General features: G+C 61.1%; 11 protein-coding genes. 3 read left to right on the top strand and 8 right to left on the bottom strand.

Annotated features, from left to right (window positions below; all coding sequences use genetic code 11):
• Together HNO79_RS15930 and HNO79_RS15925 are read left to right on the top strand one after the other, a co-directional pair.
• The coding region (locus HNO79_RS15930; protein WP_214165900.1) for a DegT/DnrJ/EryC1/StrS family aminotransferase at positions 1-1,015 on the top strand (1,015 nt) is incomplete at its 5' end.
• 43 nt (positions 1,016-1,058) lie between these two features.
• Positions 1,059-2,447 carry an aminotransferase DegT gene (locus HNO79_RS15925; RefSeq protein WP_048856159.1) on the top strand — a complete coding sequence of 463 codons (1,389 nt, stop codon included), beginning with the start codon at positions 1,059-1,061 and terminating at the stop codon, positions 2,445-2,447.
• A 120-nt stretch (positions 2,448-2,567) separates the two neighbouring features.
• Here HNO79_RS15925 and HNO79_RS15920 read toward each other — a convergent pair whose 3' ends face one another.
• The 6 genes from HNO79_RS15920 to HNO79_RS15895 form a co-directional block, all read right to left on the bottom strand.
• Positions 2,568-3,935, bottom strand: a complete 1,368-nt coding sequence (locus HNO79_RS15920) for a sugar porter family MFS transporter (protein WP_048856160.1) — start codon at positions 3,933-3,935, stop codon at positions 2,568-2,570.
• Between the two features lie 33 nt (positions 3,936-3,968).
• Complete coding sequence (locus tag HNO79_RS15915; protein ID WP_214165899.1) at positions 3,969-5,096, bottom strand: L-dopachrome tautomerase-related protein; 1,128 nt, start codon at positions 5,094-5,096, stop codon at positions 3,969-3,971.
• 120 nt (positions 5,097-5,216) lie between these two features.
• Complete coding sequence (xylB, locus tag HNO79_RS15910) at positions 5,217-6,677, bottom strand: xylulokinase (protein ID WP_214165898.1); 1,461 nt, start codon at positions 6,675-6,677, stop codon at positions 5,217-5,219.
• A gap of 351 nt (positions 6,678-7,028) precedes the next feature.
• Complete coding sequence (locus HNO79_RS15905) at positions 7,029-8,171, bottom strand: acetoin dehydrogenase dihydrolipoyllysine-residue acetyltransferase subunit (RefSeq protein ID WP_010515455.1); 1,143 nt, start codon at positions 8,169-8,171, stop codon at positions 7,029-7,031.
• A 1-nt stretch (position 8,172) separates the two neighbouring features.
• Positions 8,173-9,201: an alpha-ketoacid dehydrogenase subunit beta gene (locus HNO79_RS15900; protein ID WP_010515453.1), complete on the bottom strand. Its 1,029-nt coding sequence runs from the start codon at positions 9,199-9,201 to the stop codon at positions 8,173-8,175.
• Positions 9,202-9,233: 32 nt separating this feature from the next.
• Positions 9,234-10,199 (bottom strand): thiamine pyrophosphate-dependent dehydrogenase E1 component subunit alpha, encoded by a 966-nt coding sequence (locus tag HNO79_RS15895; protein ID WP_214165897.1) that lies wholly within the window; start codon positions 10,197-10,199, stop codon positions 9,234-9,236.
• Positions 10,200-10,417: 218 nt separating this feature from the next.
• On the opposite strand from HNO79_RS15895, the gene HNO79_RS15890 reads away from it, so the two are divergent.
• On the top strand, positions 10,418-11,380 hold the full coding sequence (locus tag HNO79_RS15890; protein ID WP_214165896.1) for a helix-turn-helix domain-containing protein: 963 nt from the start codon (positions 10,418-10,420) through the stop codon (positions 11,378-11,380).
• A 33-nt stretch (positions 11,381-11,413) separates the two neighbouring features.
• Here the strand turns inward: HNO79_RS15890 and msrQ are convergent, their stop codons facing one another.
• Both msrQ and msrP read right to left on the bottom strand, forming a co-directional pair.
• Complete coding sequence (msrQ, locus tag HNO79_RS15885; protein ID WP_048856163.1) at positions 11,414-12,046, bottom strand: protein-methionine-sulfoxide reductase heme-binding subunit MsrQ; 633 nt, start codon at positions 12,044-12,046, stop codon at positions 11,414-11,416.
• Between the two features lie 2 nt (positions 12,047-12,048).
• Entirely contained in the window at positions 12,049-12,993 is a 945-nt protein-coding gene (msrP, locus tag HNO79_RS15880; RefSeq protein ID WP_214165895.1) for a protein-methionine-sulfoxide reductase catalytic subunit MsrP, read from the bottom strand.
• Between the last annotated feature and the right edge of the window lie 221 nt (positions 12,994-13,214).

Below are 13,214 nucleotides of genomic sequence, written 5' to 3'. Positions count from 1 at the left end.
GCTGGTTGAACAGATGTTCAGTGGCGTGGGTCAGTGCGTCACGGTGTGCAACGCCACGATCGGGCTTATGATGGCGCTTAAATATGCGACCCGGCACAAGGATACCCGTGTCGCGCGATATGTCATCATGCCGTCCTTTACGTTCGCGGCGGCAGCACACGCCGCCCTGTGGGCGGGTTTCATTCCCCTGTTCTGTGACATTGACCCCGATGACTGGATGGCATCCCATGAATCGGAAAATGAATTACTTCGCCAGTATGGCGAACAGGTCGCAGCGATATTTCCTTATGCCACGTTCGGAAATGCGACCGATATCGCCCGTTACACTGCTTTGGAAAAACAGACCGGAATTCCTGTCGTGATTGATGCCGCGGCCTCCCTCGGTGCGCATGATGCGCTTGGGCAGGGCTTCGGGACCGGATCGCCGCATGCCATCGTGTGCTCCCTGCACGCGACAAAAACAATGGGGATCGGGGAAGGCGGTTTCATATACGCCAACAACCCCGACATGATCGAAGCATTGCGGGCCATGGGCAATTTCGGCTTTGGACAGATCCGCCATGCCACCATGCCCGGACTGAATTCGAAACTGCCTGAAATCGGGGCGCTGCTTGCGCTTTCGGGGCTGGAACGCCTGGAAAGCGTTGTGGAACGGAAACGCCGTATCGAACAGATGTATTACGACCTTCTGCCCGGTTTCGGTTTCCAGCAGCAGCGTGGCGCCCGCATATCCTACCAGTTCATGCCTGTGCGCCTTCCACCACGATATGCGCCATACCGTCATGCAATACTTGAACGCATGAAAGAAAAACGGATCGGCACATCAACCTATTTTTCACCGCACCTGCATGAACAGAGCTATTTTGCCGCCCATAGTAAAGCAGGCGATCTGCACGCGACCCGCGCCCTTGCCTCTTCCATTGTCTCATTGCCGCTGTGGCATGAAATGACGCCGGAAATGGTGGGGTACGTGTGCCAGGAACTCATGAACGCCTGCCACGCCGCAGATATGTAAGCCCCCTTTCCTTCCCCCCACTGGAAAATGGATACCTGCAGCCATGTCCCCCCATACATCAACACCGGTTCTTATTGCTGGCGGTGGCCCGGCTGGCATTGCCGTGCTGCTTGCCGCGTCGCGCATAGGCGAACTGCCACGCCTGCTGGATGAAGGACTGACCCTGGTTGAACAGGGTGAACATATCGGCTCTGGCATGCTGGGGCGATATGTCATCAATTCAGACAGTGCAGCCGAAACGTTCGTCGATACGATCACGGACAATCCGGTACCCGAACTTGCACGCCTGACCCACCATCCACTGGTGAAAATGATCCGCAGCCACGGCAGGCAGGCCCTGCCGCTACGGATTGTCGCGGAATTCCTGGATCTGGTAGGCGAGGTGCTGACGGGACTGATCCGTGCGCATCCGGCCTCACGGCTGCTGACCGGGTGGCAGCTGAGAAGCCTGCATCAGGATATGAGTGGAGAATGGGGGTGTCACCTCGTCTCCTGCGATGGCCAGCGCACACAGCACATTCACGCCTGCAAGGTCGTGCTGGCGATGGGGGCCTGCCAGCCTGAACAGCGGCTTCATGATGAACAGGTTGCCGGGCGCCCTTTGCTCCCCCGCCATGCGGGCCGGATCATGCAGTCTGATACCCTGCTGTCCCCTGATGGCATTGACCGCCTGCGCGCGATGACAGCGGGACATAAAAAACCCAGGATCGCCATTATTGGTGGCGCCAGCAGTGCACTGTCCGTTGCACGTGTCATCATGCGTGACATGGCGGACTGCCTTGCGCCGGGCCATCTGACGCTGCTGCATAAATCACGTCTGAAGCTGTTTTACCGTACGGCACAGGAAGCGGTCGCGGATGGATACAGGGAGTTCAGCGATACCGACATCTGTCCGGTCAGCCAGTTCGTTTACCGCTTTGGCGGCCTGCGTTATGAATCCCGTGATCTGGCCATGCAGCTGATGGGCATTGCCAATGCCCCGCCCGAACCCCTTGTGCACGACGTACAGATGACGGGAGACAACGACGCGCAGGTAAATAACATTCTCGATAATGCCGACGCCATTATTGCCTGCTTTGGTTATCGTCCCCGCCGCGTGGCCATGATGGACATGCACGACCACCCCATATCCCTTGCCGCCGATACCACCGATGGATGCCTGACCGGTGCGGAATGTGCCGTCATGGATGAGGACGGACATCCCATTGCCGGCCTGTTCGGAATCGGGCTGGCATCGGGTTTCCGTCCTTCGGGAGCGATGGGGGGAGAAAGCAGCTTTCGTGGGCAGGTCAATAGCCTGTGGCTATGGCAGACCGCGATCGGGGAGAAGATCCTGCACCACCTGCTGCCGCAGGATGCACCGGTTCTTGTTCCGGTTCCCCGCCTGCGCGCGCCTGTCCTGGAACCCGCGCGGGGACATATCCATCCCTGACCATTCATGTATTGACGAACAATATACGATAAAGGCTACATCTCATTATTATATGAATGTAGCCTTTCGTTCTTCCTACGCTGTAACGCGGCAAGCCCCGATCATCCCGACAAATGCGGTTCAGGTCAGCTTATTGAAGGTGCCAGCCTTCAGCGCCGTTTCGATTTCTTCCAGCGAGCGCCCACGCGTTTCAGGCACATAACGCCAGACAAACACGAACGCAGCCACATTGAGTGCAGCATACATCCAGAACGTGCCCGCCGCCCCCAGCGCCTGCACCAGTGACAGCGTGGTCAGGGAAATCAGCAGGTCGGCCGTCCAGTGCGTTGCCGCCACAAGGCTCATGCCCTTGCTCCGGCATGACAGGGGATAGACCTCCGCCCCCACCAGCCATATCGCAACAGACAGGCTGCCCACGTTGAATATGGCGTAACTGACCACGGCGGCTGCTGTGATCCATGTATTGATCCCCGATGTCGACCCGATGCCAAACATGATCGCCAGCACCATGAGCGAGACCGCAGCCCCGGGCACAAGCCGCAGCAGCAGCCTGCGCCGTCCCCAGGCATCCACCGCCCAACTGCCGAAGGCCGTGGAGATGACCATGGCGACACCAATGGCGATGGACGTCAGCAGGGCGGAGCTTTCCCCAAACCCCACACCCGCGAAAATGGTTGGTGCGTAATACAGCACCGCATTGATACCCGTAATCTGACAGAATAACGCGACGCCAACCGATGCCACCACCGCCGGGCGCACCCATGGCTGCAGCAGCGCGGACCATGGGGCCTGCTCATCATGCATGGCGATAATGGAATCCAGTTCTGCCCGTGCAGCCTGCGGGTTGCTGCGCAGGCGCCGGAGCACCTCGAACGCCCCTTCCATGTTCCCCTTCATGGCCAGCCAGCGCGGGCTGCGGGGCAGTACCGACATGCCGACAAACAGGATGACCGCCGGCACGATGCCAAGACCGAACATAAGCCGCCACGAATAATGACGGCACAGATACCCCGCAATAAAGGACACAAGGATACCGAACACGACCGCAAGCTGGAACAGGACCACCATCTGCCCACGTTTTTCCCGTGGGGCGATTTCCGCGATATAGACCGGCACGATCTGCGAACACATGCCGACCGCCAGCCCCAGGATGAACCGTGCGCAGACCAGGATCGTCTCCCCCGGAGAGAAGGACGCAACCAGTGTTCCCACAATAAAGACAAGGGCGGCGAACATGATCATGTAACGCCGCCCCAGCCGGTCCGACAGCGGGGCCGCCACAAGGCAGCCCCCCAGCGCCCCGGCAACGATGGCGGATGTCACGACCTGCTGTCCCAGCGTTCCCAGGCCAAAGTCAGTGGTGATCTGCAGCAGGGCCGCGGAAATGATGCCGGTATCATACCCGAACAGCAGGCCGCCCGTAGCAGCCACGCCCGCAATGAGGTTCACGATACCGGAGCCAGATACCGTCTGTCTGTCATGCGCCATTATTATGCGTTCTTTCCAGCTTGCCAGTCAGGCTTATTTCAAGGGAATGCGCACCACCAGCCATGGCCGCTCTTCCATGTCATGACCGTCATGGAAGACCGGCAGCCGCCCCCACTGGCCCACGGTCAGCCACAGGGCACCGTCCCTGAGGGTCAGGCCATCAGGGGCGATCAGGCGGGGGTCATGCGCGACAACGGACAGGTGCCCGTCTGCCGTGCGGCGCAGGACCGTGTGGCGTTCGATGTCCGTCAGATACAGGGTATTGTCGGGGCCGGTCGCCATGCCATCAACCACCGCGTCCTCCCCTTCGTCACGCACGGCGTGTTCAAGCTGCGCGGGGGTTACGGCGGGATCAGCCAGCAGGGCGGTCGGCGCGCTGTAAAGCCTGCGGCTGGACAGGGGCTGCCAGTACAGACGTGATGAATCCGTACTCAGCGTCACGCCATCAATGCCGCCCTGCCCCATGGCCGGGTGCGCCATGTCATAACGCAGCATCTGCCCGTCCAGTTCCATGGCGAAACCCGGTTCCGCACGGGTCGAAGGCGCGTTTTCCAGCACCCGTCGCGCATGCCCGGTTGCAAGATCAACCACGATGATCGCCGGATGATCCATAAGAGAGGTATCGCTGACATAGGCCGTGCCCTGCGCACCATGCGTCATGTCCACACGCACGTCATTCACATGGCTGTCGGCCCGCGTCGCCCCACTGCCCAGCGGTATGGTCGCCACGATCTGCCCGGTATGTCCATCCAGCCCGATCAGCGCGGGGGTGGGTGGCGTTTTCTGCCCGGCGACGGTGCCTTCATCCACAATCCACAGCCGACCGGTTGCATCCACCGTCATGCCAAGGGGAGAAATAAAGCGTGCCTGCGTCGCTTCATCGGGAAATGGCACAGCCCCGCCATTGTGCAACAGGCCCAGGCGCGGTCCCTTGTGGTCGGCGGCGCTGCGCGGGAACGCCAGCACGATGCGTCCATCCGGCAGGGTCGCGATCCCTGATGGCTGCATGTCATAAAAACGCGCGACAACGCTGATATTGCCCGACGGGGCGGCGCCATGGTCCACGCTGTCGGCGGCAACAGCCCCGACGGGCATCATGCATGCCAGCGTAAGGGCCGTGCATGCGGAATATACCATCGTGTGAAACATACCAGCTTTCATAATGCTATCCATTCCCCCTGTTCCTGCCCGATATGGGCGGCATGGTCGTTATAGGGCTATAACAGCCTTTTGCCCGGTCGGGACATGCTGTGGACCTGGCAGGCCGCACGGTCAGGCGGACTACGCATCCATTGCGGAACGAAGGGCGGGATAAAGCCTGCGGTAGAATGCCAGTGGCGCGGCATAGGCGCTGACAAGTTCAGGATCGGGAACCAGCGTTTCCTTACGCTGCTGCGGCAGGCAGACGGCGTCCACCGCTTCCCCCGTGACCGCAATGCGGGCAAGGCGCGCCGCGCCAAATGCGCCCCCCTGTTCCCCATGCGCCAGTCGGTGCAGCGACAGCCCCGTGACACTGGACAGGATGGAAACCCATGCCCGGCTATGCGATCCCCCGCCGATCACATCCGCCTGTGTTACGGGGGAACCGGCATCCGCCAGTGCATCCACGACATCACGAAAGGAAAAGGCCACACCTTCCAGCACCGCCTGCGTCATGTCCGCGCGCGTGGTGTTGTGGGACAGGCCGGCAAACATGCCACGGATATGGCCATCATTATGGGGCGTACGTTCACCCGACAGGTAAGGCAGGAAAACGGCAGGCGACGGACGCATGATGCGCGCGGGCAGTTCCGCCAGCAGATCGCCCTCTGCCATGCCGGTGGTACGCGCCCACCACGCAAGCGACGAAGCCGCCGACAGCGTCACCCCCATCTGGTGCCACATATCGGGCACGGCATGGCAGAACGCATGGATCCCGCCCTGTGGATGCGGCCGGAACCGGTCGGTTGTTACCCACAATACGCCCGACGTACCCAGCGACAGGAACGACGACCCGGCCCTGACCGCCCCCAGCCCCACGGCACCAGCCGCGTTATCCCCTGCACCACCGGCCAGCACCGGATGCGCCCTGATCCCCCATCGCTGGGCCAGCGCCGCATGCAGCACGCCCGCAGGCGCCGTGCCTTCCACCAGATCGGGCATGTCGTCACGCCGCAGGCCCGTCGCAACCAAAGCATCATCGGACCAGCGACGATGGCCGACATCCAGCCACAGGGATCCCGCGGCATCGGACATATCCTCGATCATGTCGCCGGTCATGCGGTAACGCAGCCAGGCCTTGGGCAGCAGGACATGGCGGGTCGCGGCAAAAACCTCCGGCTCATTCTCCGCCACCCATAACAGCTTGGGCGCGGTAAAGCCGGGCATGGCAATGTTGCCGCATACGTCACGGCTTTGCGGAAACCTGCGTTCGAATTCCGCACATTGCGCCACCGCGCGCACGTCATTCCATAAAATACACGGACGCAGCACATCACCATCGCGCCCCAGCAGCACCGCGCCATGCTGCTGACCGGACAGGCCCATGCCGGTCACCTTTGCCATGTCAGCCGGATGGGCCGCCGCCAGCGCGTCCATGGCGCCAAGCAGGGCCATCCACCAGTCCTGCGGTGCCTGTTCGTTCCATCCCGGCCGGGGGGAACTGACACGCAACGGATATGAATGACTGCCTATTACATTCTGCTGGCCATCAACCAGAACGGCCTTGAGGGCGGACGTACCCAGATCAATTCCGACAAACATTATTATTATTCCCATGCCGTAACTGGCTTTCCAGTCCGGCTATTCTTGCTTTGCCGCCTTGTTGTGACCCAAGTGAATACACATCGGCAGTGACATGGCAAGTTATGGGCTGTGCACCTTCTGGTGACCTGTCGTAACAGAAAGTTTTTCCATTATTCTGTCATAATACGAAACATTACAGGCAGGCAGGGAGTAACAGGATATACTGTTTCAATACAGAAACGGTTCCTTCATTCGCAGAATATCATGAAACATACCCCTGCCCCGCAGGGCAGAAATAACAAAGTCTCTCCGTTCAGGATGGCGCATGAAGACATGTCGTGACAGCGCCATCCTGAACCGGCCTTCATGTCATGTAGCGAAAACTCTGGATTTCATGAATTCCTCCACCATGGCGTTGACCCTGTCGGCACATTCAAGCTGGGGCATGTGCCCTATATCAGGCAGCACATGCCGTTCGACACCGCCCGGCAGGCCATCAGCCTGTGTCACGGGCAGGATTTCATCTTCCTGACCCCATATTACCGAAACCGGGACATGGACCGCCGCCAGAACGGACCGCAGGTCATCCCCCTGCCGCCCGTTGGGGAAACAGGCATCCGCAACCCTGCGCAGGGCGGCGTCCACCCCATCCAGCCTTTTGTAGCGCAGCACGTCATCGGCCATGCGCCGACCGATCAGGGATTTGTCATGCACAAGGTATTTCAGCGCGTCCTGCACCGCGCGCACGCGATCGGCTTCGATAAACCCGTTGATAAAGGTCATGTTGATCTGCGGCCCAAGGCCCGCAGCGGCGACCAGCACCAGCGAGGCCACGCTCTGTGGCGCGGCATGCGCCAGTGTCAGCGCAATGCCCCCACCCAGCGAATGGCCCATGACATGCGCCTGGCTGATCTTGAGCTGCGCCAGAAGCTGCACTGTCACGTCCGCGAAGAATTCCAGCGTGCCCGGTCCGACATCCTTCGATGACTCGCCATGTCCCGGCAGGTCAAAGGCAATGACACGCCGCCCGTGCGCAAGGGCCGCATGGTTGAGCATCCAGTTTTTCAGGTCGCCACCAAACCCGTGGATCAACAGCAGGGGAATACCGTCACCTTCGCCGCGTTCATGCACACGCAGGGTATGCTCCCCCACTGTCATCATGACCGGTTCATCGACTGGCGCGCTGCCTGACTGCGCATCGGACGATGCAGCAAAATCGGCCTGGAAGCGGGTAATGAACGCATCAATATCCGTATCCGGCACGGCTGCATCGGCCACCACGCCAATCAGTGCGCCCACCGGCAGCATTTCCCCATTACTGGCAACCTGCCGCCGCAACGTACCGGTTACGGGACTTTCAAAGGCATTGGTGATCTTGCTGGTTTCAATATCAACCAGTTCGTCCCCCGTCTTGACGGCAGCACCCGGTTCGACCATCCACCCGGCAATCTTGCCTTCGGTCATGGCCAGCCCGAATTTGGGCATGGTGACGGGAATGATGTCCTGTGTCATGTCAGACTTTCTCCGCTACGCGGTGGGCCATGGTGGCGGTGACCGCAGCCTCGATCCTGTCCACGCTGGGCAGGTAAAGCGTTTCCAGAACGGTGGCGAAGGGAACCGGCGTATGCGGTGGCACCACGCGACGGATGGGCGCGCGCAGGGTATCGAATGCCTCTTCCGCCACAAGGGCCGCAATGTCGGTCGCCATGTTGCACCGTGGGCTGGATTCATCCACGATCACCAGCCGCCCGGTATCGGCCACGCATTCCAGAATGGTGTCACGATCCAGCGGCGACGTGGTGCGCGGATCGATGACCGTGCAGCTTATGCCCTTCTTTTCCAGCCGGTCGGCCGCCTGGTTGGCCAGCCCGACCATGCGGCCAAAGGCGACGATGGTCACATCGCGCCCTTCCCGCGTCAGGTTGGCTTCGCCAAACGGGATGGCGTAGGGTTCGTCGGGCACGTCTTCCTCTTCGTCATACATTACCTTGTTTTCAAGGAAGATGACGGGATCATCATCGCGGATGGCCGAAATCAGCAGTCCCTTGGCCTCATAGGGTGAAGACGGGATCACCACCTTCAGCCCGGGAATATGGGTAAACAGGGGATACAGCGCCTGACTGTGCTGGGCTGCTGCATTGAACCCCGCGCCGAACATGGCGCGGATCACCAGCGGCGTACGGGCCTTGCCGCCAAACATGTACCGGAACTTGGCGGCCTGATTCATGATCTGGTCCAGGCAGCAGCCGACAAAATCGACAAACATCAGTTCCGCCACGGGCCGCAGCCCGGTCACGGCAGCACCGGCGGCCGCACCGATATAGGAGGCTTCGGTAATGGGCGTATCCAGCACGCGGGTATCGCCAAACTCCTCCAGCAATCCCTTGGTCACGCCCAGCACGCCACCCCATGCATCCTTTGTGCCAGCCGATCCGCCCCGGCCACCCGCCACGTCTTCCCCCATCAGGATGACGGTGGGGTCACGGCGCATTTCCTGCCGCAGGGCTTCATTGATCGCCTGACGAAAGCTCTTTTTACTCATGGTTCATATCTTCCATGCATTGGGGGAACAGGTCAGTACCGGACATACACATCAGCCAGAAGGTCGGCGGATTGCGGCAGCGGGTCGTCCTTGGCCTGCACTACGGCGGCCTCGATCTCGTCAGCGACGGCAGCGTCGACCTCATCGAGTTCGCTGCCGTCAAACAGGCCAGCCTCCGTCACGCGCGTGCGGAACAGCTTCAGGCAGTCATGGTCGCGCTTGGCGTTCGCCACTTCGTCTGCCGCGCGATAGGTCATGGCGTCGCCTTCGAAATGTCCGTACCAGCGTTGCAGGTGGACATGCAGCATGACCGGTCCCTTGCCTTCGCGCGCATGGGCGATCGCCTCGCCTGCCGCCTGGTGAACGGCGAAATAATCCGACCCGTCACATTCGATATAGGGCATGCCAAACCCCGCCGCCCGCGCCTGCTGCGTACCGGCACAGGCATAGGATGCACTGGTGGCCTCGCCATACCCGTTGTCTTCCACCACGAACACGGCGGGCAGGTTCCATACGGATGCAAGGTTGAGGCTTTCAAGCGTCGATCCCTCGTTCGACGCGCCATCGCCATAGAACGCGACCGCCACGCCGCCATCACGCAGCGTCTTGTGCGACAGCGCCGCCCCGCAGATCAGCGGTGGGCCGCCCCCCACGATCCCGTTTGCCCCCAGCATGCCGCATGCCAGGTCGGCAATATGCATCGACCCGCCCTTGCCACGGCAGACACCGGTGCTACGGCCATAGATTTCAGCCATCATGCCGGCAACGCCCACGCCCTTGGCAATGCAGTGGCCGTGGCCACGGTGGGTACTGGCTATGGTGTCGTTATCCGTCAGGTTGGCGCACACGCCCACGGCGGATGCTTCCTCGCCACAATACAGGTGGACGAAGCCGGGGATTTCCCCCGTGGCGAATTCAACATGCAGGCGCTCTTCGAACATGCGGATGGTCCGCATCGCCCGGTAGGAGCGCAGCAGCGTTTCACGCGCTATTTGCATGGTCATTTCCCCTGTTTTTTTTCTGATCCCGTGCCGCCGCGTCCATGCGGCCCACCGGGCTACATGCAGCACACACGCATTGCACGGTGCGCGGCAAGGACGCACCCCGCCCCCTTCACGTCCATGTGACGCGGGGCGTACGAAGTGTCGCAAAACCGCGACAGGCGACCATGTGTTTACCCGCCATCACCCCTGGAACATGAGCGCGAAGAAACAGCATGTTGGATGGTTCCCGCCCTGTGCATCCTGCGTTCCCCATCGCCCGCATACCTGCCGTACAGACGGGGCTTGATGCCTCATGGCGGCGCTGCCAGCATGATTACGGGCTGGATCCCTCGGCCCCGACCCTGCCCGATGTCCTGTCGGGCGCAGAGTTACGGCAGGCATGCCAGCGGGCGGGCCGGGTTCTGTATTCCGCCGGCCCGGAACTGGAACGGCTGTATGCCGCCCTGGCCCCGGTCAGCTATACCGTCATGCTGTCGGACATGGACGGGATTGTCCTGACCCATCAGGCAGGCCCTGCCATCCGGCGCGGCTGCCGCAGGTGGCATTTCTGGCCTGGTGCAGTGTGGGCCGAACGGCACGCCGGGACAAACGGCATTGGAACCTGCCTTGCCGAACGGCGCAGCATAAGCGTGCACCGCAACCAGCACTGGCGCAGCGGGCTGCATGGGCTGGCAGGGGTTGCAACGCCGGTTTATGACGCATACGGACGGATGGCCGGCGCACTGAACGCCAGTTCCTTCCACCCCACACCCGATGGGGCCCTGGGCGTGCTGATCGCATCTGCCCTGCTGCAGTCAGCGCGCCAGATCGAACTCAACTGCTTCATGGACCAGTACCGTGGCCACGCCATCATGCTGCTGGGCGATACGGCAGGCGCCTCGGTCCCGCTGGTTGCACTGGACCGCGACCGTCATATCGTGGGCGCAACCCATGCCGCACGGATTCAGATGGGCCTGTCCCCCACGGATGACATCAACGTATGCCTGCTTGATGATACGGCCACCCCCGCGCCTGATGCGCCCCTGCGCGAAGCCCAGACCGTGGCCATCCATACCGCACTGGCCAGTGCACGCGGAAAGGTCGCGGTCGCCGCCCGCATGCTGGGTGTCAGTCGCTCCACCCTGCACCGCAGGATCCGCAACATCGCGCAGACGCAGGCCACAGCACGTCCCTGACAACTGCCCAACCCAGTGATGCCAGATGCCCCATCATGCCATCCGCATGGCCGTGTGCCTGCGCCACATATGCCATCCCCGCCACAGGACAAGTAAAACCAGTGCGCCAGCATAACTTATGCTGGTCATGTTATATGTCTTGAACGCCATAAGGAAATGCACGGCGGCAAGCACGGCAATGATATAGACAAGACGATGCAGCCTGCCCCACCACCGGCCCAGCCTGCGAATTGACCAGTCATTGGATGTCATGGCCAGCGGCAGCAACAGTAAAAACGCAGCAAAGCCAAGCATCAGAAATGGACGGTGCGTTATGTCCCGCAACAGCACACCCATATCCCCGCGCTGATCCAGCACGACATACGTCGCCACATGCATGCAGGCATACCAGAAGGCCAGCAGCCCGAATGTCCGCCGGTACCGCAGCAGGTTGCAGCCCATCATGACACGCAGGGGCGTCACAAGCAGCCCCAGCAGCAGGAAACGCACCGCCCATAACCCCAGCCAGCGTTCAAACACATTGACCGGGTCAGCCCCCAGTTGCCCATGCGCGCCGTACCAGAAATAGACCGCCGCCGGCAACAGCCCCACGAACATGATGGCCGAACGTTCACCACGCCATGGCACGATCGTAAGATGCCGGCCCTGTCCGGTCAGGCGGGGCATGTTCAGTAACTGGTCCGCAGGTTCATGTTGTCGTACAATCCGGCCACCTGTTCACCATACCCGTTGAACATCAGCGTTTTTTTCCGTCCCCCACCAAAAAATCCGCCCGCCCCGATGATACGCTCCGACGCCTGGCTCCAGCGTGGATGATCCACATCCGGATTGACGTTGGCAAAAAAACCGTATTCCGCGGCGTTCATCCGGTTCCATGTCGTGGGCGGCATTTTTTCGACCAGCCGGATACGGACAATCGACTTGATTCCCTTGAACCCGTATTTCCACGGCACCACCAGCCGGATCGGCGCGCCGTTCTGGGTGGGCAGGGTCTGCCCATATAACCCGACTGCCAGAAGGGTCAGCGGATGCATGGCTTCATCAAGCCGCAACCCCTCCACATATGGCCATTGCAGTGAATCCAGCCCCGTGCGCTGGCCCGGCATCTGTTCCGGACGCAGCACGGATTCAAATGCCACATAGCGTGCATTCCCCAACGGCTCCGCCTGCCGCAGCAGTGTCGCCAGCGGAAAGCCATCCCACGGGATCACCATGGACCACGCTTCGACACATCGCATGCGATACAGCCGTTCCTCGATCGGCATGGCAGCCATCAGATCATCAATGTCCCATACGCGCGGACGGGACACCAGGCCATCGACCGTCACGGTCCATGGACGCGGACGGAATGCTGCGGAATAGGTGGACGGATCGCTTTTATCCATCCCGAATTCATAGAAATTATTATAATGCGTCACATCCGCCAATGAGGTGGGCGTCTCCTTTGCCTGAAAAGGACCGGGACGGGTCCGCAGCGCATCCGCCTGCGCATGGCCCGCAAGCCCGCCCACGGTTGCGGAGGTAACCGCCGCGACAAAACGCCGTCGCGACAGCCATGCCGAACGCGGCGTTATTTCCGATGACAACGGACGAGGATAGGACCAGCGCGCCATGATACGCCCCCACAGACAAAACGGCAGACAGCCCACATAACGCACCTGCCCCGCATCCGTCCCCTACCATGCTTCATGCTGATCCGGCATCTGGAACAGACGCGACCGGTCAGGACATCCGTATCTGACCCGCCCCACAAAAAACATGCATGCGCCAGTCACATTGCGGGCCAGATCGGGCTTATTGCATCACGTTCCTGATTTTTGCCCACACGAACTCC

The sequence above is a fragment of the Komagataeibacter oboediens genome, assembly GCF_018491655.1.
In the GTDB taxonomy this organism is placed as follows: domain Bacteria; phylum Pseudomonadota; class Alphaproteobacteria; order Acetobacterales; family Acetobacteraceae; genus Komagataeibacter; species Komagataeibacter oboediens.
Note: the sequence above shows the minus strand (reverse complement) of the source record. Positions and strands in the feature narration are given on the sequence as shown.